Source organism: Streptomyces sp. NPDC002520, assembly GCF_053595235.1.
Genome location: NZ_JBSFXG010000002.1, coordinates 418,559 through 441,044 on the forward strand (window position 1 = coordinate 418,559; position 22,486 = coordinate 441,044).

Below are 22,486 nucleotides of genomic sequence, written 5' to 3' on the forward strand. Positions count from 1 at the left end.
TGCTTCGGCCACAAGGCGGCCCTGTTGCCGTGATGGCCCTGTGAACGGGGTTTGCGGCACCGCCCCCAGGGCAATGTAGGCTGTCGACCTGCCCGGGTGCGTAGCTCAGGGGTAGAGCGCCTGCCTTACAAGCAGGATGTCGGCGGTTCGAAACCGTCCGCGCCCACATCTGGAGAAGCCCCCGACCGAGTGCGGTCGGGGGCTTTTTGCGTCAATGCTGCTCCGGTGCCTCTTCGTGGGCGTGCTTCAGCTTCATGCGGCTCTCGACGCGGTCCGCCGCCGTGACCTCTGCCCAGAAGCGGTGACCGCTGACGAAGACCGCGAGTTCGTGCTCCCGGCGCCGGAGCTTCTCCACCTCGGCCTGTTCATCCGACGTCCAGCCGGGGGAGGCAGGACGCTCGATCTTGCGCCAGCCGCTGTCGTCGCTGAAGCCGTCCATCGGCTCGACCGACCACGGCAGCCGCCTGAGCAGGGCCGACAGCTCGGCCCGGACCTGATGCAGCTCCTCCTGACCGGCGAGGAGGTCACTGGGGAATTCATAGGTCGTAGCCACGCGGCAATGCTACGCCTGTTCGATTTTGGGTGGCGAGTTCGGCAGTGAGGTTCAGTCGAACGGGTGGGGGTGCTCAGAGGGGTTGCCGAGGGGGAGCGATGCTTGATCCATTGCCGTCGGGCGTCGACGGTCAGTAGGTTCGTGGGGCCTGTGCTGTCGGTGTCCGGGCGCCACGGCGTTCCGGTATCCCCAGGGGAGGGGGCTCGCGGATGCGCACGTGGATGTGCACGCGGATGTGGTTCTCGGGGTGTTCGGCCTCGGCTTTGTGGCGGCGCGCGGTTGCGGGGCCGGTCGCCGTCGTCGTGATGGCCGTAGGGGTCGGGTGCGATGTCGTCGGGGGCTCGGGGTCAGGTTCGTCCGGGTCTGCCGGCGGTGGCTGGGCCGAGCGTCGGATCGAGGTCAAGGCGACGAATCCGCCGCCGGGGTTGCCCGCGGTCTTCACCGCCGGTCAGCGGCTTCACTGGGCGGTCTGTCCGCCGCCGTCCGCGGCGCAGGGTGGTGGGGATGCTCCGGGCGACGGGTGGGAGTGCGCCACGATGAAGGCGCCGTTGGAGTATCGGCGGCCCGGACGCGGGACGATCGACGTCGCGATGATCCGGAAGCGGAGCACCGGGCCGGAGCGCAAGCGGATCGGGTCGCTTCTCTTCAATTTCGGCGGCCCCGGCCAGTCCGGTGTCACCGGGCTCCCCAGGTTCGCGGGCGACTACGCCGCGCTGGGCGAGCGGTACGACCTCGTCAGCTTCGACCCGAGAGGGGTCGGTGGGACCGCCCCCGTCATCTGCGGGGCGAAGGAGTACGAGGGCGCCGACGCCTGTGCGAAGCACTCCGGCCGGCTCCTGCCGTACGTCGGCACCACGCAGACGGCCCGCGACCTGGATCTGATGCGCTACCTCCTCGGTGACGAGAAGCTGCACTACTTCGGCGTCTCCTACGGCACCGAGCTGGGCGGTGCCTACGCCCACCTGTTCCCGAAGAACGTGGGCAGGCTCGTGCTCGAAGCGCCCGTCGACCCCACGCAGAACCGCCTTCAGAGCGACCTCAGCCAGGTCGAGGCCGTCCAGCGGGCCTTCGAGCGCTTCGCGCGTCACTGCGCGCGGACGTACGACGACTGCCCCACCGGCAGCGACCCCCAGCAGGCCGACCGCCGGGTCGTCGCGCTGCTGGACAAGCTCGAGAAGAAGCCCGCCCCCACCGACGGCGACGGGAAACTCGACGGAGATCTGGCCGCTCACGCCATCTCGAACTACCTGGACCTCGGCAAGGACGGCTGGGGGCCCCTGGTGAAGGCGCTCAAGGAGGTCGTGGAGCGGGGCACGGGCAGCAAGCTGATGGCGAAGGCGTACGACCATGACCCGGGCGCCCGGGTCCGGCCGCGGGCCGGTGTCGACGCCCGCGGCAGCAAGACGTCGGGCGGCAACGGCGTGTCCGCCTTCGTCGCGATCAGCTGCGCCGACTCCGACCTGCGCCCCGGATTCACCGAGGCCGAGAAGATGATCGCGCGGATCGAGGCGGCGTCCCCCGTCTTCGGCGAGGCCTGGTCCTCGGGTGTCTACCTCTGTTACGAGTGGCCGTTCGACGGCGAGCGCGCCACCCCCGACGTCAGCGCGGACGGCGCGGCCCCGATCCTCGTCGTCGCCGGCACCGGCGACCCGACGACGCCGTACGCGGGCGCCCGGCACATGGTGGGGGAGCTGGGTGAGGGTGTCGGTGTCCTGCTGACCGTGCGGGCCGAGGGGCACGGGACCTACCCGTTCAACCGCTGTGCCACCAGGACCGTCGACTCGTATCTCCTCGACGGCACGGCCCCGGAGCGCGGCGCGACCTGCTCGTGACACGTCGTCATGCGCCTTCCGGGGAGCGAGCGTTCGGCCTGCGGGCCGAGGGCTCAGTGGCCGGCGTTGCGAAGTTCCCGTACCAGGCGGGCCGTCACCGGTGCCAGGACGCCGTGCCGGTCGGCCGCGCGCAGCAACGCGCCGCCGATGGCGTCGAGTTCGAGGGGCCGGCCCGCCTCCGCGTCGCGCTGCATGGAGGACTTGGCGCCGGGCGGGAAGGCGTCGTAGCGGGCGAGGGCCTGGGCGGGGTCCGCGGGGGCGCCGCAGGCGCGGCTGACCGCGGTGGTCTCGGCGACCAGGGACTGAAGTTCCTCGCGGTGGCGGGTGCGGACCTCGCCGAGGGGGAGGGAGTAGCGGGTGGTGAGCAGGGCGAAGGGGGCGAGGAAGGCCATCTTGGCCCACAGGGCTGTCGTCTCGTCCTCGACGACGCGGGCCGTCGTACCGGCGGCGGACAGGGCGGTGGCGAGGGATTCGAGGCGGGCGCGGGGCGCGGTGGCGGCGGTCAGGTCGATCTCGGTGAACGGGCTGCCGTGCTCGATCACGATGCGCTCGCCCGCGTCGGGGCGGCCGGCGGGAGGCGTCGCGGGGGCGGGGGTCGCCTCGCCGGTGGTGGTCGTCTCGCCGGGGGTGGCTGCCTCGCCGGTGACGGGCGCCTCATCGGTGGCGGGTGCTTCGTGGACGCGGGTGGATTCCACGCGGATCACGGCGGGGGCGACGCGGTCGGGCCGGTAGCGGGCGCGCAGGGTGGCGGGGTGCTCGACGCCGTTCAGGAGCGGTACGACGAGGGCGTCGCCGAGGGCGGCCGGCGGGACGCGGGTGAGGGCGGCGTCCAGGGCGGTGTGCTTGACGGTGATCAGGCAGGCGTCGACGGGTCCACGCAGCTCGGTGTCCGCCTCCACGGACGCCGTGAAGTCCCCGAACCGGCCGCTGCGGACATGGATCCCGCCGGTGCGCAGGGCGTGCGCCGTGGTCTGTCGGGCCAGGCAGATCACTCGGTGCCCGGAGCGGGACAGCAGGGCGGCGAGGAGACCGCCGACGCCGCCGGGACCCAGGACCGCCACGGTGGGCTTGCTCGTCATGAGGTTGTCCTCTCGTCGGTCGGCCCCGGGATTCGGTGGCCGCCTTCGCAGGGATCCTCGCAGGGGCGCGCGGCGTGCGTGAGACTGGGGGCATGTGCCGGAGCATCAAGACGCTGCGTCCGCCCGTGTTGCCCGAAGAGGCCACGGAGGACGACATCCACGCCGCCGCGCTGCAGTACGTACGGAAGGTCTCGGGGTTCCGGGCGCCCGCCGCACACAACCGCGAGGTGTTCGACCGTGCCGTCGCCGCCGTGGCGGAGGCGACCGCGGAACTGCTCGGGGGGCTGGAGGTGCGGGGGCAGTCGGCGCGGGGTGCCGGGTAGTTCGCGATCGGGGCGGGGGCCCCGGCTCAGCCCTCCGTCGTCGCGGGGCGCTTGCGCATCAGGAACGCCGCCGCGGCGCCCGCGCCGAAGAGCGCGGCGACCGACACCCCGGTCGCCAGCCAGGTGGCGCCGAGCCAGCGGGCGCCGAAGTAGCCGAGGGCCACGCTGTAGGCGGCCCAGGAGAGGCCGGCCAGGGCGGACCAGGGGAGGAAGTCGCGGGCGCGGCGGTGGGCGGTGCCCGCGCAGTAGGAGACGACCGAGCGGCCGGCGGGGGCGAAGCGGGCCAGGACCACCAGGGCGCCGCCGCCCCGGGCGAGGGCCTCACCGAGACGTTCCTGCGCGGTGGCCAGGCGCCGTGAGCGGGCGATGGCGCGGTCCAGGCGGTCTCCGCCCCGCCAGGCCAGCCGGTAGGCGACCAGGTCACCGAGCACCGAGGCGGTCGTCGCGGAGAGGATCAGGGCGGCGATGTCCGGCACGGCGTGCGGGACCTGCCCCGTCGCCGCGCCCGAACCGGCCGCCGCCGCGGTGGCCGCCGTGATGACGAGGACTCCGCTCGGCAGGACGGGCACGAAGACGTCGAGCAGTACCGACAGCGCGACCACGCCGTAGATCCATGGACCGGCCGCCAGCGACCCCACGCTTTCCCACACGATGACTCCCCGCAGATCCCCCGATACAGCCGTACAGCGTACGCCGCGGGTGTGACAGGGGATGCGACGGGGGCGTGAGTGACTGGTGTGGTGTCCCGGGTGGCCGCTGGTCAGACGGCTGTCGGGGTCCGCTCCGAGGCCGGCTCGGACGTCGCCGTGGAGCGCCGGTTGAAGAGGCGGTCCAGGCCGAGGGCGCCGGAGCCGGTGAAGATCAGCAGGAAGAAGGTCCAGCAGAAGAGGGCGGACAGCTCGCCGCCGTTCTGGATGGGCCACAGGGCGGCCTGCTGGTGGACGTCGAAGTACGCGTACGCCATCGAGCCCGAGGCGGCCAGTGCGGCCGCGCGGGTGCCGAGACCGAGCAGGACGAGTCCGCCGGCGACCAGCTGGATCACGGCCGCGTACCAGCCGGGCCAGGCACCGGTCTCCACCGTTTCGCCGCCGGTGCCCATGGCGCCGCCGAGGACACCGAAGAGCGAGGCCGCGCCGTGCGCCGCGAACAGCAGGCCGACGACGATGCGGAAGATCCCGATGACGTAGTGCTGAGCGGAATTGAGACGTGCGGACATGGGGGATTTCTCCTCTTGTGGGTCGGTCGGGCCGGTTGTGGGGGTGGCGGGTACCGATCAAGAGGAAAGGTTAGGCGTACCTAATCATTACTTGCAAGTTCAACATTCAGCCATGTGGGCCGAGAGGGTGGCGGCCACTTCCAGCCGGACTTCGGGGAGCGGGCGGCGGGCGTCCGCGTGGCCGGTCATGCGCTCCGGTGGGAGCGCAGGGCCCGGACCGCCCAGTCGAGTACGGGGGTCAGGGGTTCGGGGGCCGGCCAGCCGTTGATCACGGCGAGGAGGTGGACGTAGCGGTCCCAGCGCGGGGTGTTCGCGGTGGCCAGGTGGTCCAGGAGCCAGGTGCGCAGGCCGGTGTCGTCGGGGCGGTCGAGAGTGCGGGCGCAGGCCGCGGTGAGCCGGGCGAGAACGGAGTCGGCCTGCGGGGAAGCGGGATCGGTCCCGGCGGACAGAGCCGGTGCGACGTGCTCGCGGGTGAGGGCGACGACGTCCGGGCGCGGCGGTGCGGGGGCCGTGCCGGCGGGCGTGGTGGCCGTATGGAGGTCGTACAGCTGCCGGATCTCGGAGCGGAAGCCGGGATCCAGGGACAGTTCCGCCAACTCCACCCAGGCGGTGACCTGTTGCTCCGTGGGATCGTCGGGCAGTTCCGGGGTCAGGGAGCGCCGGGCGGCGGCGGTGGGGCCGGTGCCGCCCGGCTCGTGCCCGTCGGTGAGGGCGGCGCGGAGGAAGTCGTCGATCAGGCGCCGTCGTTCGGCCGCGGACAGGGTGGCGAGCTGGTGCATGCGTTCCATCTCCTCGAAGGTGGCCTCGCGGCCGGCGGCCGCGATCAGTACCGCTCTGCGCAACCGCAGGACGGCGATCTGCGCGTCCAGGGCGGCGGCGTGCTCCCTGGCCACCCGGCCGAGCGGCAGCTCGCGGTCCAGGACGCGGCGGATCTCCTCGACGCCGAGGCCGAGTTCGCGCAGTGTCCGGACGAGCGCCAGGCGCGCGACGGCGTCGGAGCCGTAGCGGCGGTGACCGGAGTGGGTGCGGTCGGCCGGCGGTACGAGCCCGCGGTCGGAGTAGAACCGGATCGCCTTGACCGTCAGGCCGGTGCGCCGGGCCAGTTCACCGATCGAGCTGAGTGTGCCGCCGTCCATGGGTCCACCTTCGGGTCTCCCCCCGCGGGAGATTCAAGTGCAGTGGAGCACATCGGGCGGCCCGATACGGCGACCCGGCACGGCGGTCCGGTGCGGAGGCGACCGCGGCCCGGAACGCGGCGACGGCCCGCCCCCGGCCGGGGAGGCCCTGGGCGAGCCGTCGGTGGGGCCGCGTCCGGGGAATGCGGGGAATGCGGGGAATGCGGGGAAAGAGGTCAGCAGCTCGCCAGGTCGCTTTGCAGCGCGCTCTTCTCCGCCGAGTCGACGGAGAGGTTGTAGTAGTACTTCACCTGCACCCAGGCGCGGACGTAGGTGCAGCGGTACGCCGTGCGCGACGGCATCCAGGTCGCCGGGTCCTGGTCGCCCTTGGCCTGGTTGACGTTGTCGGTGACCGCCAGGAGCTGCGGGCGGGTGACGTCGTTGGCGAAGCCCTGCCGCTGGGCGGTGGTCCACTTGCTCGCGCCGGAGTCCCAGGCCTCGGCGAGCGGGACGAGGTGGTCGATGTCGACGTCGGCGGGGGAGGTCCAGGTGGCGCCGTCGTACGGGGAGTACCAGCTGCCGCTCTGCGAGACGCAGGCGGAGTCGGTGACGACGTTCGAGCCGTCCCGCTTGAGGATCCACTCGCGGGTGTTGCAGGTGCCGGAGATGGTGATCCAGGTCGGGAACAGGGAGCGGCTGTAGCCGGTGCGGTTCTCGGTGGCCACCGTGAGCTGGGAGAGGTAGCTGCGGGCGGTGGCACCGCTGACCGGGGTGGGAAGGGCGGCGGAGGCGCTCGGAGAGTTGAACAGGGCGGCGGAGGCGATCAGGGCCGTGAGGGTCGCGAGTATGCTCAGTCGTCGACGCGCGTAGATTTTCGGCATGCGAACTCCCTTGAGGGGTGGGGGTGTTGGACCGCGAGCTAGGGAATGCTCGCGACGCCGCATTGCGGTCGGGTGAGCGCTCGGTTAGAATCTAATGACGCGCTCATGACACGACAAGGTTCGGGGCGGAACTTTCACCTCGGGTACCATGAGTGGCGCAGAAGGGGAGTAGCTCTTCGCCGGACCGTCGACATACTGCTCAGCCAGCCTGAGCCGGCGCCCGGAGGCGGATCCCGCGAGGACCGCCCAGCGAGACCTTCGGCAAGCAGTGCATGCCCGTGCCCCTCAGTACGGGCGCTGAATGTGCTGCCGTGCCGAGGTGTCTCATGTGAGGCTCAGCACTCTCGGTGGGGCAGCCCCGACCGATTGAGGACCCTTGATCAGCATCACCGTGACGGCGCTCGTCTTCGGCGTCATCTTCCTCGCCGAACTGCCGGACAAGACCGCGCTCGCCGGTCTCGTGCTCGGCACCCGTTACCGCGCCTCGTACGTCTTCGCGGGCGTCGCCGCCGCCTTCCTGCTGCACGTCGTGCTGGCCGTCGCGGCCGGCAGCGTGCTGACCCTCCTGCCGCAGCAGATCGTGCACGCGATCACCGGTGTCCTCTTCCTCGGCGGTGCCGCGGTGCTGCTGCTGAAGAAGGACGAGGACGAGGAGGAGGTCCGCAAGCCGTCCGACCAGTCCTTCTGGAAGGTCGCGGGCGCGGGCTTCACGCTCATCCTCGTCGCCGAGTTCGGCGATCTCACCCAGATCATGACCGCGAACCTCGCCGCCCGCTACGACGACCCGATCTCCGTCGGCCTGGGCGCGGTCCTGGGTCTCTGGGCGGTGGCCGGACTGGGCATCGTCGGCGGAAAGGCCCTGATGAAGCGGGTGCCGCTGCGGCTGATCACGCAGATCGCCGCGCTGCTGATGCTGGGTCTCGGCGTGTGGAGCCTGTACGAGGCGGTGGCGGGCTGAGCCGGGCCGGCGGCGCCGGCCGGCCGAGCGGGTCCGAGCTGAACGGACGGTGAACGCTCGCCGGAGACGGTGGCGGGATGCGGCGCTGTTTTGTACCGTGGAGGAACAAAGTGGCTCCCGCCCGTTTTCCCTGACCGGCGGGCGGGGCCGCCTTGTCCTTTCGTACCTCGAGGTTCCTCCGTACTTCGAAGCCCTTGTTCTTGGAGTTGCCGATGCCGGCCACCGTCCTCACCGCCCGCGCCCTCCTGCTCGACATGGACGGCACCCTCGTCAACTCGGACGCCGTCGTCGAGCGCATCTGGCGGGGGTGGGCCGAGGGGCACGGGCTGGACGGCGACGACGTGATGAAGGTCGTCCACGGCCGGCAGGGCCACGCCTCGATGGCGGTCCTGCTGCCCGGTCGGCCCGTGGAGCAGAACCTCGCCGACAACGCGCGCATGCTCGAGGCGGAGACCGCCGACACGGACGGTGTGGTCGAGATCCCCGGTGCCGCGGCCTTCCTCGCCTCCCTGGACGGTCTGCCGCACGCCCTGGTGACCTCCGCGGACGTCGCCCTGTCCACCGTCCGCATGGCCGCCGCCGGCCTCGCGCTGCCCGAGGTGCGCGTCACCGCCGAGTCGGTCGGCGCGAGCAAGCCCGACCCCGAGGGGTTCCTGAAGGCGGCCGCCGAGCTGGGCGTCGACGCCGCGGACTGCGTGGTCTTCGAGGACTCGGGCGCCGGGATCGCCGCGGGGCGGGCCGCCGGGATGCGGGTCGTCGGCGTCGGCCCCCGGGCCGGCGTCCACGCCCCCGACGCGGTCGTGCCCGACCTCACCCACGTGCGGGTCGAGGCCCTGGCGGACGGCACGATCCGACTGCACATCGGCTGAGCCGCCTTTCGGGACCCCCGTGCGGGACCCGCCCCCCCCGCGTGGGACCGCCGTGCGGGACCGCCTGTCGGCCGGGACCGTGTCCTACGGCTCCGTGGTCTCCGCCTCCAGGCTCGCCCGGGTCGCCGGACCGTACTCCCCGAGAGTGTCGTCGGAAATGCCGCGGGCCTGCTGGTAGGTGCGTACGGCGTACTCGACGGGGTTGTTGAACACGCCGTTCGCCGGGTTCGTGTAGAGGTTCAACTGCTTGAGCCGGAGCTGGAGTTCGGTGACCTCCGGGCCCTGGTCGCCGTGTCGGAGCACCGGGCCCGAGACGGGCTCGGGCGCCGAGTCCGGGCTGACGGCGGTCGCTGTCGACGGGGGTGGTGAGACCGGGCGGGACGGGGTGCCGGACGCCGTGGGGGGCGGGGCGGAGGGCGAGGAGGAGCTGGGGGAGGCGCTCGTCGAGGGCGCCGGGGAGAGGGCGGAGGAGGCCGTACCGGTCGGCCCGGACGGCACGGGCGCCGACGAGGTGTCCGGTGTCGTCACGTCCGGGACGCTCTGCCGGACCTCCTCGGCCGCCCGGTCCCGCGACGGCGCTTGATACGCGAACATCGCGATCACGAAACCGGCCGCCGCCACGACCGCGACCCCCACCCCCGCGACGGACAGCACGGACGCCGGCCGGGACCGACGCGGAGACTCCTCCGGCGCCACCTCATCAGGCACGGCCCTCAGCGACTCGCCGCCAGGCGCGCTCCGCAGCGGCTCCCCGCCAGGCGCGGCCTCCAGCAGCTCCCCATCAGGCGCGCTCCCCAGCGACTCCCCACCGGGTGCGGCCTCCGGCGACCCTCCACCGGCCGCCGCCCCGGAACCGGCATCGGCCCCAGCCTCGCTCTGGCTCCCGCTCCCGCTCCCGCTCCGGCTCCCGCTCCCAGGCTCCTGCTCACGCGCCGACTCCTGGTCGAAGAGCCGCACGTCGGTGGTGGCCGGGCCGGGCGCCGTAGGCATCGGCAAGGTGTCGTCGGCGCCCCGCACCGGCCGGGGCTCGCCCTCCGGTGCGGTCGTGCCGATCGCGTCCGTCTCGGTGACCTCGATGTACGGACGTATGCGCAGCGGGTCGAAGTCCTCCGCCGCGGCCGCCTCCGCCGTGCGCGCGTCGCGCAGGGCGTCCGACGCGCGTCGGGTGCAGTCGCACGACGGGGTGTTGTCCGGCCCCCTCGGTGTCCCGCACTCCGGGCAGGTGTGGCCCTTCGGTTCCGTCACGTGCTCGTCCCCTCCCCTCGGGAAAACCCGAGTTTATGCACACGGCCTTCACGTCCGCCGGGGCGGGACACGCGGTGAACCGGCCATGTACGGGGCTCGACAGGCCATAAACGGTGTCACCGTCGACCATGGAGGGAGCGCACTCCGGCCCCGGGAGGTCTCCATGACCCTGGACACGCACGGCACGGCCAAAGACGTGAAGGACGCCGAGCAGATACCCGGCAACGTCTTCGTCCCGATGGGCGCACTCCTGCTCGGGCTGCTGCTGGCCGCGCTCGACCAGACCATCGTGTCGACGGCCCTGCCCACGATCGTCAGCGACCTCGGCGGTCTTGAGCATCTGTCCTGGGTGGTCACCGCCTATCTGCTGGCCTCCACCGCCGCGACCCCGCTGTGGGGCAAGCTCGGTGACCAGTACGGCCGCAAGCGGTTGTTCCAGGTCGCGATCGTCATCTTCCTGATCGGGTCCGCGCTGTGCGGCATGGCGCAGGACATGGGCCAGCTGATCGCCTTCCGTGCGTTGCAGGGGCTGGGCGGCGGCGGCCTGATCGTGCTGTCCATGGCGATCGTCGGCGACCTCGTGCCGCCGCGTGACCGGGGACGGTATCAGGGCCTGTTCGGCGCCGTGTTCGGCACGACGAGCGTGCTCGGGCCGCTGCTCGGCGGGGTGCTCACCGAGCAACTGAGCTGGCGCTGGGTGTTCTACGTCAACCTGCCCGTCGGTGTCGTCGCGCTCGTGGCCATCGCGGCCGCCCTGCGCATCCCGCGCCGCAGCGCCCACCACGTCATCGACTACCTCGGCACCTTGCTCATCGCCTCGGTCGCCACCTGCCTGGTGCTGGTCGCCTCGCTCGGCGGCACGACGTGGGCCTGGGGGTCCGCGCGGATCATCGGGCTCGTCGTACTGAGCGCCGTACTCATCGTGGCGTTCGTCGCCGTGGAGCGGCGCGCCGCCGAACCGGTGCTGCCGCTCAAGCTGTTCGGCATCCGCACCTTCACGCTCTCCGCCGTGATCAGCTTCATCGTCGGCTTCGCCATGTTCGGCGCGATGACCTATCTGCCGACCTTCCTCCAGGTCGTGCACGGCATCTCGCCGACCCTGTCCGGCGTGCACATGCTGCCGATGGTGCTCGGCCTGCTGCTGACCTCGACGCTCTCCGGGCAGATCGTCAGCCGTACCGGCCGCTGGAAGGTGTTCCCGGTCGCGGGCACCGCCGTCACCACCATCGGCCTGCTCCTGCTGCACCGGCTCGACGAGCACAGCTCGACCGCCAGGATGAGCGTCTGCTTCTTCGTCCTGGGCCTCGGCCTCGGCCTGGTCATGCAGGTCCTGATCCTCATCGTGCAGAACGCGGTGTCGTACGAGGACCTGGGCGTCGCCACCTCCGGCGCCACCTTCTTCCGGTCCATCGGCGCCTCCTTCGGCGTCGCCGTCTTCGGGACCGTCTTCTCCAGCCGGCTCGGCGACAGGCTCGCCGACGCCTTCCGGGGCGTGCGGCTGCCGCCCGGTGTCTCGGCCGACGCCCTCAAGGCCGACCCGCGCAGCCTCGGCGCCCTGCCGGCCGGCCTGCGCCCGGCCGCCCTGCACGCCTTCGCGTCCTCGATCACCGACGTCTTCCTGTACGCCGCCCCGGTGGCCCTCCTCGGCTTCGCGCTGGCGTGGTTCCTGAAGGAGGACCCGCTGCGCGGCTCGGTCACCGCGCCGGACGTGTCCGAGACCATCCCGCCCAACCCGGTCGAACGCTCCTCCTACGACGAGTGCTGCCGCGCCTTGTCCGTGCTCGGCACCCGGGAGGGACGCCGGGAGATCTACCGGAAGATCACCGAGCGGGCCGGGTACGACCTGCTGCCCGCCGCCAGTTGGATGCTGCTGCGCATCCGGAAGTACGGCTCGGTGGAGCCGGGCGTGCTCGCCGAGCGCGCCGACGTCCCGCTCCAGGTCGTCCTGGAGGCCGGACGCCAGCTGGAGGAGCGGCACCTGGCCGAACGCCTGGGCCTGGACCTGACGCTCACCCCGTCCGGCCGCGAGGTCGCCGAACGGCTCGCGCGGGCCCGCGAGGAGTCCCTGGCCGAGCTGCTCGGCGACTGGTGGCAGCCGGGCCGGTCCGCCGACCTGGACCGGCTGGTGAAGGAACTCACCGGCGAACTGTGCGGCTCGGAACGCGAACGACCGGGCGACGGGACGGCGACCAGGCCCGGTTGACGGCTCGGGTGGTAAACAAGCGGCGTCGGAAGGTCGGTTGACGGATCGGGTGGTCAACCAGCGGCTTCGGAAGGTCGGTTGACGGCTCGGGTGGTAAACAAGCGGCGTCGGAAGGTCGGTTGACGGATCGGGCGGTCAACAAGCGGCGTCGGATGGCCGGTCGACCGCTCCGGGCGCCGACAGGTCCTTGCGGAACCAGTGTTCGGCGTACTGCTGGTCGTTGTGGGGCGCGGTCTCCCGGTAGCCGAGGCGGGCGTACAGGGTGCGGGCCTCCATGAGGTCGCTGCGGGTGTCGAGGATCAACTCGCCGGCTCCCAGGGCGCGGGCGGCCTCCTCGGCGGCGCCGACGAGCAGCGCGGCCCCGCCCCTGCCGCGCATGCCCTCGTGGACGAACACCCGGGTGAGCTCCGCCGTGTCCGCGTCCAGCAGCCGTACGCCCGCCGAACCGGCTGGCTCACCCTCGTACCGGGCGATCAGCAACCGCCCGCAGGGCGGCGCGAGTTCGGACCCGCCGGCGGCCGCGATCTCGCGCTCCAGCTCGTCCGGGTCGGTGCGGTGCCCCTCGTGGAGCAGATACCAGCGGTCGCTGACCTCCGTGTAGTACGCCCGCCAGAGCGCGGCGGCGACCGGGGAGTCGTACGGTTCCGGGGCGATCGTCCACGTCATGCCGGCCATTCTCGGCCCCCGCCGCGCACCCTCCGCAACCGAATATGCGCCTTACGCCTCCGGCCCGGGAGCGTCGCCCGCGCCCTCCGCCCTGCGCCGGTGCCACTCGCGTACGACGTCCTCGACGTCGTACGGCTTCCTGCCCAGCGGCGGGCCGGGCGGGGGCTTGAACATCATGTCGCGGATCTTCACGTTGACCTCGGTGATGATCTTCCGGACGATCCGCTCCGAGGGGGCCGCGTAGGCCGCCGCGAGCGCGTCCTCGGCCTCCTTGCGCAGGGCCAGCGACGGAGGCAGCATCGTCAGCCCCTCGCGGGCCATCTTCCGCTTGACCCACCACAGTTCGTCGTAGTCGGAATCGAGGCCCGCCGGCAGCGGTTCGCCCGCGCCCGGCAGCCGGTCGAACGCGCCGCGCCGCTGCGCGGCGCGGATCTGGTGGTCCACCCAGGACTCGAACGGGACACCCGGTGGCTTTCGCTCGGTCATGAACCCATTGTGCCGGACGCGGTCCCGCCGGGCGTTTTATCATGCGGACTGTCAAGCGGCGGCGACGGCGAACCGGCCCCGCGCAGGGACGTCTCAGGGGGAGCGCACGTGCTCGAACTCACCATGGCCGCCGTTTCCGGCGAGGACGCGGGCGCCACGGCCGGCATGTCGATGGCCGAGGCGCCCAGCCTGCCGGGCGCCGTGCTGCGGGTGGGCCGGGACCGGTCCGTGTGCCCGCTGGTCACGCCCGACGACTGGCTGTTCGTCTCCCGGGTCCACCTGGAGTTCGTGTGCGGCCCCGACGGTGGCTGGCAGCTGTCCTGGCTGCGCGGATCGCAGGCCGAGCCGTCCTCCGAGGTGCGGCTGAGGGTCGGCGAGCACGTCCAGCCCCTCGCCTACGGCGGCACCGTGCCGCTGCCGCGCGGCGGCTCCGGCGAGGTCGTCATCCAGGACCGCGGCGCGCCGCGCAGCGTCAACGTGGGCTTCTATCACGAGGCGTGAACGGGCCCATGCGAACGGGTCCATGTGAACGGGCCCACGTGAACGGGGCTACGCCAGGACCCGCGCCATCGCGAAGCCGTCGTAGCCCTTGCTGCCCACGGTCTGCACGGCGGTGCCGCTCAGCCGCGGGTGGGAGGCGATCAGCTCGATCGCGGCGCGGGTGCCGAGGACGTCCGGCGCGGTGCTGGCGGAGTCGACGACCCGGCCGCCGCGCACCACGTTGTCCACGATGATCACGCTGCCCGCGCGGGTCAGCCTGAGCGCCCACTCCACGTAGTGGGCGTTGTTGACCTTGTCGGCGTCGATGAAGACCAGGTCGAAGGGGGCGGGGTTCTCGTCGGCGAGCTGGGGCAGCGACTCCAGGGCCGGCCCCACCCGGACCTCCACGATCCGGTCGAGGCCGGCCCGCGCGATGTTGCGGGTGGCGACCTCGGCGTGCTTGGGGTCGTACTCCAGCGAGATCAGCCTGCCGTCGGCGGGCAGGGCGCGGGCCATCCAGATCGTGCTGTAGCCGGCGAGCGTGCCGATCTCCAGGATGTTCTGGGCCCCCTGGACCTCGGCGAGCAACTGGAGGAACTTGCCCTGGGCGGCCGTGACGCTGATGTGCGGCAGCCCGGCCGCCTCGCTGTCGCGCAGGGCGGCCTGGAGTGTCTCGTCGTCCGGTGCGAGGTGGCTGGAGAAATAGAAGTCGACGTCGTCCCAGAGCTGCGACCCGCTCATGCGTCTGCTGCCTTTCCCGAATGTTTTTTCGAGTCTCTTCCCGAGTCCTTGGCGTTTCCCCTGGATGGTCTCAGCCGAGCGGCGCCGACGGGGTGATCTTCGGTACTTGAGTCCCGGACCGGCGGGAGCGCACGACGACCAGCGCGACGAGCCCGTCGAGGAGCACCACGACGCCCACGACGAGGAGCCACGCCGGTGTCCCCGCCACCTCGAGCAGCTCGTCGTCGTAGACCACCTGCCGGACCGGGGTGTCCGCGGCCGCCCGGCGCAGTTCGTGGTCGCCGGAGATCCGGTCGGGGTACGGGAACGACTGGGTCAGCGCCGTCAGGTACGGCGTCCCGTCGGCCAGGTCGCCGAGCGCGCCGACCGGCTTGTCGAGGCGGCCCGCGAAGACCACCTCGGGCGCGTAGCCGCCGATCGCCGTGCGCGGCTCCATGCGGTGCGCGGCGAGCACGTACAGGCCGAGGGACTGCGGGAGGCCGGCGAGCCGGGACAGCCGCATGGGATACACGGGGCGGTCGTTGGCGAAGGTGAGATGCAGCGGGTCGAGGGCGCCCCGCAACGGGGTGTGCGCGGCCTGCGGAGCGAGCCGTACGGCGACGTACTCCCAGTGCTGGTCGACGTACGGCCGAAGCGCGCTGCGCAGCCGGGGCGGGAAGGTGAAGCCGTGCTCGCGCAGCCAGCCCTCCAGGGCGGCCGGGTCGGTGGCGGTCAGCCGCGCCACGTCGAACGGGCCGAGCCGCTGCCGGTCGACGACGCCGACGCCGGACCCCGCGCCGGCCGGGGCTTCGGCGGCGGTGTCGGAGCTGTCGAAGGGCCAGTCGCCGTTCTGCGGCCAGAAGTGGTGGCGGGTGCGGTGCACCGGGGCGATGGCCTTGCCCAGCTGGTCGAAGAGGGCCGGGTCACCGAGACGGACGGTCGCCCGGTGCGGGACGGGCATGATCCAGGCGACGTCCTCGGCGTCGCCGGTGACGGTCAGCCGCATCACGATCTGCTCCGTGTGCCCGTCCCACCGCACCACGGACTGCTCGTTCGCCACGGCGATCTGCCGTGAGGCCTGCGGCACCATCGCCCCGCACCCACAGGCGTAGGCGGGCGCGATGAGCCAGCCGAGCTGGATGCCGAGGAGGGAGAGGACCAGCGCGAGTACCCGGGCACGTTTCACAGGGCTTCAGACGACACCCGGTGATCAACGGTTCCTGCTGCCTGGGCTGCGCAGCCAAGTGGGGACGGCGGGTCGCAGTCGCCTTCGTGGGGCCACGGCGCCTGAACGGCCGACGGCGACTGCGTCTCCCCAGGGGCGCGGGGCTGTATCGATATGCGGCTCCGCCGCGTGGGCGCGACCAGCCACAGCGCACCCGCACGCGCACCCGCAGACAAGCCTCACGCACCCGCACCCGCACCCGGCGACGGCGAGCACCCCACAAGGCGCCTAGCGGCCTTCCACCGCCGGAGCGGAACCGGGCAACGGCCGCCCCGCCGACTCGGACATCCGCCACACCGCGAACCCGCCCACGACGGCCGCGGCCATCATGTAGTACGCGGGCATCATCATGTTCCCGGTGGCCCCGATCAACGCGGTCACCACCAGCGGCGTCGTCCCGCCGAACAGCGACACGGACACGTTGAACCCGATGGACAGCGAGCCGTAGCGCACCCGGGTCGGGAAGAGAGCGGGCAGCGCGGCCGGCATGGCCGCCGTGAAGCAGACCAGCAGGAGCCCCAGCGCACCCATGCCCAGCGCGACGGCGAGCAGGCTGCCCTGGCGGATCAGCAGCACGGCGGGAACGGACAGGAACAGGAAGCCCGCGCAGCCCGCGGCGATCACCGGACGGCGGCCGACCCGGTCGGTCAGGGCGCCCGCGAACGGCTGGACGATCATCATCAGGGCCATCACGCCCAGCACGACCAGCAGCCCGTGCGTCTCGTCGTACTTCAGCTCACTGGTCAGATAGCTCGGCATGTACGACAGCAGCATGTAGTCGGTGACGTTGAAGACCAGCACCAGGGCCATGCACAGCAGCAGCGCCTTCCACTGGCCCGCGACCATCTCGCGCAGCGGCACCTTCGGCCGGTTCGCCTCCGACTTCTCGACCTCGGCGGCGAACGCCGGGGTCTCCTCCAGGCGCATCCGCAGATAGAGGCCGATGATGCCCATCGGGCCCGCGATCAGGAACGGGATCCGCCAGCCCCAGGAGAGCAGGTCGTCCGTGGACAGCAGCGCCGTCATCAGGGTGACCAGGCCCGCACCGCCGATGTAGCCGGCCAGCGTGCCGAACTCCAGCCAGCTGCCGAAGAAGCCGCGCCGCTTGTCCGGGGCGTACTCGGCGATGAAGGTCGACGCGCCCGCGTACTCGCCACCGGTGGAGAAGCCCTGCACCAGCCGGGCGGCCAGCAGGAGCAGCGGCGCGCCCACACCGATCGTCGCGTACGACGGGATCAGACCGATCGCGAACGTGCCCACCGCCATCATGATCATGGTGACGGCGAGCACCTTCTGGCGGCCCACGCGGTCGCCCAGCGGACCGAAGACCATGCCGCCGAGCGGGCGGACCAGGAACGCCGCGGCGAACGCCCCGAACGTCGAGAGCAACTGCGCGGTCGGGTTGCCCGACGGGAAGAAGACCTTGCCCAGGGTGACCGCGATGTAGCTGTAGACGCCGAAGTCGAACCACTCCATCGCGTTGCCCAGCGCGGCCGCCTTCACGGCGCGCCGGACGAGAGCGGGGTCGGTGACGGTCGCCCCGGCAGGGGCCTGGGCGGCCCGCGGGGTCTTCAGATGCGGGGTGACAGCAGCGGCGGTCGCCAAAACGGGGCTCGCCTACCTCTCGACGGGGACAGGGACGGGGTCGGACGACGACGGCGCCGTGCGTCCGGCCGAAAAACGACCATAGGGGTGTTTCGGTCCCTCACGCCCCGTACGCGAATCGATGCACAGTGCAGCTAAATGCGGTGTATGCAGGGACGTCTGCCCGGCTCCAGGGGCGGAAACCGGACAGTCGCTGTGATGCTTCTCGCCCTGCGGCCGGTCGGATCCGCCCCCTCCGACTGTCGTCTTCGGACAGAAAGCAGGGGGCCGGCAGGTGAAGCGGGGGTCGCCTGCGTCCCCTTCCGGGGGCCGCGCGCGGACGGTCGCCGTGGTGGCCGCGGGCCGGGAGGCGCGGGAACTGGTGAAGGACGCGGCTGCGAGCTGAGCCCGGGGCCGGCACGACCGATCCCCTGGCCGGCGCGCGGACGCGTGGTGGGGGCCGGTGGGCGCGCGTGGTGGGGCCGGTGCGCGCGCGTGGTGGGGCCGGCGGCGCCGGGAGCCGCCGGCCCGGATCGGGTGGGTCAGTCCGCGACGACCTGGAGTTCCTTGACGCCGTTGATCCACGCCGAGCGCAGCCGGCGCGGGTCGCCGGCCAGGCGCAGGCCCGGCATGGCGTCGGCTATCGCGGTGAAGATCAGCTCGATCTCCAGGACCGCCAGGGACTTGCCGAGACAGAAGTGCGGGCCGCCCCCGCCGAAGCCCAGATGGGGATTGGGGTCGCGGGTGATGTCGAAGGCGTCGGGGTCGGTGAAGACCTCGGGATCGTGGTTGGCGGAGGCGTAGAAGAGGCCCACGCGGTCGCCCTTGCGGATGAGCGCCCCGCCCAGTTCGGTGTCCTGGGTGGCCGTGCGCTGGAAGGAGTTGACCGGCGTCGCCCAGCGGACGATCTCCTCGGCGGTGGTCGCGGGGCGCTCCCGGGTGAACAGGTCCCACTGGCCGGGGTGGGTCAGGAACGCGTGCATGCCGTGGGTGATCGCGTTGCGGGTGGTCTCGTTCCCGGCCACCGCCAGCATCAGTACGAAGAAGCCGAACTCGTCGGAGTTCAGGTTGCCCTCGTCCTCCGCCGCCACCAGCGTCGTCACGATGTCGTGGGCCGGACAGCGCTTGCGCTCGGCGGCCATGTTCATCGCGTAGGCGATGATCTCGGCGGCCGACTGCGCGCCGACCTCCTCGGTGATGGCGTACTCGGGATCGTCGTACGCGATCATCCGGTTGGACCAGTCGAAGATCTTGGAGCGGTCCTCCTGCGGGACGCCGATCAGCTCGGCTATGGCCTGCAGGGGCAGTTCGCAGGCGACCTCGGTGACGAAGTCGAAGGGGCCGCAGCGGGCGCGGGCGCCCGCGACGATTCGCTGCGCGCGGTCGCGCAGCCGGTCCTCCAGCGCCCGGATGGAGCGTGGCGTGAATCCGCGTTGCACGATCTGGCGCACCCGGGTGTGCTCGGGAGGGTCCATGTTCAGCAGGATCAGCCGCTGGGCGTCGATCGCGTCGCGCTCGATGTGCTCGTTGAAGCGGATGATCGCGGTGTTCAGGGTCGAGGAGAAGAGTTCGGGGTGCGTGGAGACGTACTTGACGTCCGCGTGCCGGGTCACGGCCCAGTAGCCGTCGTCGGCGAAGCCCGCCAGGCCGTGCGGCTGCGGGATCCAGCGGACCGGCTCGCTGCGGCGCAACTCGGCGAACTCCGGGAAGGGCACGCGGTGGTGGAGCAGGTCGGGGTCGGTGAGGTCGAACCCGTCGGGCAGCTCGGGGCAGGGCATCAAAGGCTCCCGTCGTCCGTTCTGACGGTCCATCAGCTGGCGGGCTGCCGTGACGGTAGTAACGGGTTCTAGAAGTGGCAAGACCCACGGCGGCCCCAATTGCGTGTGTAATTCGTGCAGATCACGACTTCGGGGCGTGCACGACCCTTGCGGCAGTGGACGAGATGTCAGCAAACTGCACGCAGAACTAGTACGTGTTCTAGTTCTGCGTGGCGGGCGGGCCGGGACGCCTCCGCGCCGCGCGGGCGACCGAGGAGAGGACGACCCCCATGGCCGCGGAACCCGTGATCGTCGAAGCCGTACGCACCCCGATCGGCAGGCGCGGTGGCGCGCTCGCCAATCTGCACCCCGCCTATCTGCTGGGCGAGACCTACCGTGAACTCCTCGGCCGCACCGGCATTCCCGCCGACGCGGTCGAACAGGTCGTCGGCGGCACCGTGACCCACGCCGGCGAGCAGTCCATGAACCCCGCCCGCACCGCCTGGCTGACCATGGGGCTGCCGTACGAGACGGCGGCGACGACCGTCGACTGCCAGTGCGGCTCCTCGCAGCAGGCCTCGCACATGGTGGCCAACATGGTCGCCGCGGGCGTCATCGACGTCGGGATCAGCTGCGGGGTCGAGGCGATGTCGCGGGTGCCGCTGGGGTCGGGCTCCAAGCACGGGCCGGGCAAGCCGTTCCCCGACGAGTGGAACGTCGACCTGCCCAACCAGTTCGAGGCCGCCGAACGCATCGCCCGGCGCCGCGGACTGACCCGCGAACACGTCGACGCGCTGGGCCTCCTCTCCCAGGAGCGGGCGGCGCACGCCTGGGCGGAGGAGCGCTTCAAGCGGGAGACCTTCGCGGTCCAGGTGCCCACCACCGAGGAGGAGCAGCACGCCGGGCACGGCATGTGGCGGCTGGTCGACAAGGACGAGGGGCTGCGGGACACCTCCATGGAGGCGCTGGCCGGGCTGAAGCCGGTCATGCCCACGGCCGTCCACACGGCCGGCAACTCCTCGCAGATCTCGGACGGCGCCGCCGCGATCATGTGGGCCTCCAAACGGATGGCCCGCGCCCTGAAACTGCGGCCCCGCGCCCGGATCGTCGCCCAGGCCCTGGTCGGCTCCGACCCGCACTTCCACCTCGACGGCCCCGTCGACGCCACCAACGCGGTCCTGGGCAAGGCCGGCATGTCCCTCAAGGACATCGACGTGGTCGAGATCAACGAGGCCTTCGCGTCCGTCGTCCTCAGCTGGACCAGGGTCTTCGAGCAGGACCTGGGCAAGGTCAACGTCAACGGCGGCGCGATCGCCCTCGGTCACCCGGTCGGCGCGACCGGCGCCCGCCTGATCACCACCGCACTCCATGAACTGGAGCGCACCGACAAGGAGTTCGCGCTCATCACGATGTGCGCGGGCGGAGCGCTGGCCACCGGGACGATCATCCAGCGTCTGTAGACACAGGGCCGGGTGCGGGTGCGGGTGGGGGGCTGGTGGCGGGGCGGCCGGGCGGTACGGCGGGCCGGTGGTCGGAAGGGCCGGTTGGCCGGGCGGTAGGGCGGGCCGGTGGTTGGAATGGCCGGTGGCCGGAAGGGCCGGTGGCCGGGCGGTAGGGCGCCGGGGCGGTACGGCAGCGGTGGTGCCGCCCCCGCTCACTCCCGCCCCGACGCCACCGCCGCCAGGACGGCCGATGCCGCCGCCGCGATGAGCAGGGGGATGCCCAGGCCGTGGTGGAGCACGAGCCAGGCGCCCAGCCAGGCTCCGGCGATCATGGCGAGCACGGCGGCCGTGCGGCGCGGTGAGCGGCGGCCGGTGGCGTCGCCCAGGCGGGATTCGGCGGCCAGGCCGGTCAGGGTCATCGTCAGGACCGTGGTGGTGAGGTCGGGGACGCCCAGTTTGCGCACGGTCGCGTTGCGCAGGCCCATCGCGAAGGCGGTGAGGGCGATCAGGGCGTACCGGGTGCCGGGCCGGCCCGGCCAGGCGAAGGCGACCGCCGCCGACAGCGCGACCAGGAGTGCCTCCGCGGTCAGGGTCACCCGCGTCCACTTGCGGCGCGAGCCCTCCCGGCAGCGGGCCGCCAGTCGGCCGCCGGCGACCGCGCCCAGCAGGAAGCAGGCCAGCGAGGTGGCCGTGTGCGGCACCGAGAAGCCCGGGGCGCCGGCCGCGGCGAAGCCCAGGACCACCACGTTGCCGGTCATGTTGGCGGTGAAGACCCGGCCGAGACCCAGATAGCTGACCGCGTCGATCAGTCCGCTCACCACGGTCAGCGCCAGGAGGACGACCACCAGCCGCACCCCGCGCATCTCCGGGTCCGGGGCCAGTGGCGTCGGGGGAGTCGGTGGCGTCGGTGGAGTCGTCATCGTTCCTCCGGTCGGCCGGACTGGCAGGGGAAGGAACAGTCCACCACGGGGGTGGGGAACTCCCGGGCGATCCGGCGCGCGCCGCCGCGTCCGGACACACGCGCGCACCCTCGCCGAACGGAGGCGAGGGTGCGCGTCGTGGTGCTGCGGTGGTGCTGCAGTGGTGCTGTGGTGGCTGTCGTGGGGCGCGCTGTACGGGTGGCCGTCGACCGTGGGTGGTCATGCCGGGCGGATCATGCGTGGTACGCGCGCCTGAACGGCGGCGGATGGCCCGGTTGGGAGCGGCCGGGGTGGAGCGGCCGGGGTGGAGCGGCCGGGTGGGGACGGCTCAGTACCAGCCGTTGGCCTGCCAGAAGCTCCAGGCCTTCACCGGGCTGCCGTAGCGGGAGTTCATGTAGTCCAGGCCCCACTTGATCTGGGTGGCCGGGTTGGTCTTCCAGTCGGAGCCGGCGGAGGACATCTTCGACCCCGGCAGAGCCTGGACCAGGCCGTAGGCGCCGGAGGAGCTGTTGGTGGCGGAGGGGTTCCAGCCACTCTCGCGCTCGACGATCTTGCTGAACGCGTTGAACTGGGCGGCGTCCGGGATCATCTTGTGTGCGATCGACCGAGCGGAGGAGGCCGAGCTGGGTGCGGCCTGGGCGGGTGCCGCGGTCAGCGCCACACCGGCGGTGGCTGCGGCCACGGCGGCGACGGTGAGGGCCTTCTTCGGGGAAGCGATGCGGCTCATGAAGGAGACGGACACGTTCGACCTCTTGCGTCGGGGACAGGGCTTCGCCGGTATGTGCGGGCCGCGCAACGAGTGCCGGCCTGCCGCATACGTCGGCGCCGCGTCCCGCGTGGGTTCGTGGCGCCTGGCGACGTCGTCCAGAGAAACAGGCATCCGACCCGTCCGCAATCACCCCTTTTACTAGTTGTGGCCGGATCGGTGGCAA

22 protein-coding genes and 1 tRNA gene are annotated in these 22,486 nt (G+C 72.1%); 8 read left to right on the top strand and 15 right to left on the bottom strand.

Annotation, left to right across the window (positions count from 1 at the left end):
- Positions 1–94: 94 nt before the first annotated feature.
- Positions 95–166 (top strand) — tRNA-Val (locus tag ACWD5D_RS04995).
- A gap of 45 nt (positions 167–211) precedes the next feature.
- Here ACWD5D_RS04995 and ACWD5D_RS05000 read toward each other — a convergent pair.
- A complete protein-coding gene (locus ACWD5D_RS05000) occupies positions 212–553 on the bottom strand; it encodes a hypothetical protein (RefSeq protein WP_451371377.1) in 342 nt (113 codons plus the stop codon).
- Between the two features lie 590 nt (positions 554–1,143).
- Here ACWD5D_RS05000 and ACWD5D_RS05005 point away from each other — a divergent pair.
- The gene (locus tag ACWD5D_RS05005; RefSeq protein WP_451371378.1) at positions 1,144–2,385 is read left to right on the top strand and encodes an alpha/beta hydrolase; all 1,242 of its coding nucleotides are present in this window, start codon (positions 1,144–1,146) and stop codon (positions 2,383–2,385) included.
- Positions 2,386–2,438: 53 nt separating this feature from the next.
- Here the strand turns inward: ACWD5D_RS05005 and ACWD5D_RS05010 are convergent, their stop codons facing one another.
- Entirely contained in the window at positions 2,439–3,464 is a 1,026-nt protein-coding gene (locus tag ACWD5D_RS05010) for a ketopantoate reductase family protein (RefSeq protein WP_451371379.1), read from the bottom strand.
- Between the two features lie 92 nt (positions 3,465–3,556).
- On the opposite strand from ACWD5D_RS05010, the gene ACWD5D_RS05015 reads away from it, so the two are divergent.
- Entirely contained in the window at positions 3,557–3,787 is a 231-nt protein-coding gene (locus ACWD5D_RS05015) for a DUF2277 domain-containing protein (protein WP_451371380.1), read from the top strand.
- Positions 3,788–3,813: 26 nt separating this feature from the next.
- Here the strand turns inward: ACWD5D_RS05015 and ACWD5D_RS05020 are convergent, their stop codons facing one another.
- The 4 genes from ACWD5D_RS05020 to ACWD5D_RS05035 form a co-directional block, all read right to left on the bottom strand.
- Positions 3,814–4,437, bottom strand: a complete 624-nt coding sequence (locus ACWD5D_RS05020) for a DedA family protein (RefSeq protein WP_451371381.1) — start codon at positions 4,435–4,437, stop codon at positions 3,814–3,816.
- Between the two features lie 110 nt (positions 4,438–4,547).
- On the bottom strand, positions 4,548–5,003 hold the full coding sequence (locus tag ACWD5D_RS05025; protein WP_451371382.1) for a DoxX family protein: 456 nt from the start codon (positions 5,001–5,003) through the stop codon (positions 4,548–4,550).
- A 185-nt stretch (positions 5,004–5,188) separates the two neighbouring features.
- Positions 5,189–6,139 (bottom strand): helix-turn-helix domain-containing protein, encoded by a 951-nt coding sequence (locus tag ACWD5D_RS05030; protein WP_451371383.1) that lies wholly within the window; start codon positions 6,137–6,139, stop codon positions 5,189–5,191.
- A gap of 215 nt (positions 6,140–6,354) precedes the next feature.
- Positions 6,355–6,999 (bottom strand): HNH endonuclease family protein, encoded by a 645-nt coding sequence (locus tag ACWD5D_RS05035; protein ID WP_451371384.1) that lies wholly within the window; start codon positions 6,997–6,999, stop codon positions 6,355–6,357.
- 376 nt (positions 7,000–7,375) lie between these two features.
- On the opposite strand from ACWD5D_RS05035, the gene ACWD5D_RS05040 reads away from it, so the two are divergent.
- Positions 7,376–7,957, top strand: coding sequence for a TMEM165/GDT1 family protein (locus ACWD5D_RS05040; protein ID WP_451371385.1), 582 nt, complete (start codon positions 7,376–7,378; stop codon positions 7,955–7,957).
- 212 nt (positions 7,958–8,169) lie between these two features.
- Positions 8,170–8,826: an HAD-IA family hydrolase gene (locus ACWD5D_RS05045; protein ID WP_451371386.1), complete on the top strand. Its 657-nt coding sequence runs from the start codon at positions 8,170–8,172 to the stop codon at positions 8,824–8,826.
- Between the two features lie 84 nt (positions 8,827–8,910).
- Here ACWD5D_RS05045 and ACWD5D_RS05050 read toward each other — a convergent pair whose 3' ends face one another.
- Complete coding sequence (locus ACWD5D_RS05050) at positions 8,911–10,071, bottom strand: peptidoglycan-binding domain-containing protein (protein ID WP_451371387.1); 1,161 nt, start codon at positions 10,069–10,071, stop codon at positions 8,911–8,913.
- Positions 10,072–10,234: 163 nt separating this feature from the next.
- Here ACWD5D_RS05050 and ACWD5D_RS05055 point away from each other — a divergent pair, with 163 nt between their 5' ends.
- The gene (locus ACWD5D_RS05055) at positions 10,235–12,274 is read left to right on the top strand and encodes a DHA2 family efflux MFS transporter permease subunit (protein WP_451371388.1); all 2,040 of its coding nucleotides are present in this window, start codon (positions 10,235–10,237) and stop codon (positions 12,272–12,274) included.
- 135 nt (positions 12,275–12,409) lie between these two features.
- Here the strand turns inward: ACWD5D_RS05055 and ACWD5D_RS05060 are convergent, their stop codons facing one another.
- Together ACWD5D_RS05060 and ACWD5D_RS05065 are read right to left on the bottom strand one after the other, a co-directional pair.
- Positions 12,410–12,940: a GNAT family N-acetyltransferase gene (locus ACWD5D_RS05060; protein ID WP_451371389.1), complete on the bottom strand. Its 531-nt coding sequence runs from the start codon at positions 12,938–12,940 to the stop codon at positions 12,410–12,412.
- 51 nt (positions 12,941–12,991) lie between these two features.
- Positions 12,992–13,426, bottom strand: coding sequence for a DnaJ family domain-containing protein (locus ACWD5D_RS05065; protein WP_451371390.1), 435 nt, complete (start codon positions 13,424–13,426; stop codon positions 12,992–12,994).
- A 108-nt stretch (positions 13,427–13,534) separates the two neighbouring features.
- On the opposite strand from ACWD5D_RS05065, the gene ACWD5D_RS05070 reads away from it, so the two are divergent.
- Complete coding sequence (locus tag ACWD5D_RS05070; RefSeq protein ID WP_451371391.1) at positions 13,535–13,927, top strand: hypothetical protein; 393 nt, start codon at positions 13,535–13,537, stop codon at positions 13,925–13,927.
- 48 nt (positions 13,928–13,975) lie between these two features.
- Here the strand turns inward: ACWD5D_RS05070 and ACWD5D_RS05075 are convergent, their stop codons facing one another.
- From ACWD5D_RS05075 to ACWD5D_RS05090, 4 genes are all read right to left on the bottom strand, one after another.
- Positions 13,976–14,647: an O-methyltransferase gene (locus tag ACWD5D_RS05075; protein ID WP_451371392.1), complete on the bottom strand. Its 672-nt coding sequence runs from the start codon at positions 14,645–14,647 to the stop codon at positions 13,976–13,978.
- Positions 14,648–14,717: 70 nt separating this feature from the next.
- Positions 14,718–15,812, bottom strand: a complete 1,095-nt coding sequence (locus ACWD5D_RS05080; protein WP_451371393.1) for a DUF2330 domain-containing protein — start codon at positions 15,810–15,812, stop codon at positions 14,718–14,720.
- A 267-nt stretch (positions 15,813–16,079) separates the two neighbouring features.
- On the bottom strand, positions 16,080–17,456 hold the full coding sequence (gene proP, locus ACWD5D_RS05085) for a glycine betaine/L-proline transporter ProP (RefSeq protein ID WP_451371394.1): 1,377 nt from the start codon (positions 17,454–17,456) through the stop codon (positions 16,080–16,082).
- A 521-nt stretch (positions 17,457–17,977) separates the two neighbouring features.
- Positions 17,978–19,213, bottom strand: coding sequence for a cytochrome P450 (locus ACWD5D_RS05090; protein WP_451371395.1), 1,236 nt, complete (start codon positions 19,211–19,213; stop codon positions 17,978–17,980).
- A 269-nt stretch (positions 19,214–19,482) separates the two neighbouring features.
- Here ACWD5D_RS05090 and ACWD5D_RS05095 point away from each other — a divergent pair, with 269 nt between their 5' ends.
- Entirely contained in the window at positions 19,483–20,652 is a 1,170-nt protein-coding gene (locus tag ACWD5D_RS05095) for a steroid 3-ketoacyl-CoA thiolase (RefSeq protein ID WP_451371396.1), read from the top strand.
- 194 nt (positions 20,653–20,846) lie between these two features.
- Here the strand turns inward: ACWD5D_RS05095 and ACWD5D_RS05100 are convergent, their stop codons facing one another.
- Together ACWD5D_RS05100 and ACWD5D_RS05105 are read right to left on the bottom strand one after the other, a co-directional pair.
- A complete protein-coding gene (locus ACWD5D_RS05100; protein ID WP_451371397.1) occupies positions 20,847–21,554 on the bottom strand; it encodes a YoaK family protein in 708 nt (235 codons plus the stop codon).
- 328 nt (positions 21,555–21,882) lie between these two features.
- Positions 21,883–22,296 (bottom strand): aggregation-promoting factor C-terminal-like domain-containing protein, encoded by a 414-nt coding sequence (locus ACWD5D_RS05105; protein ID WP_451371398.1) that lies wholly within the window; start codon positions 22,294–22,296, stop codon positions 21,883–21,885.
- Positions 22,297–22,486 lie beyond the last annotated feature (190 nt).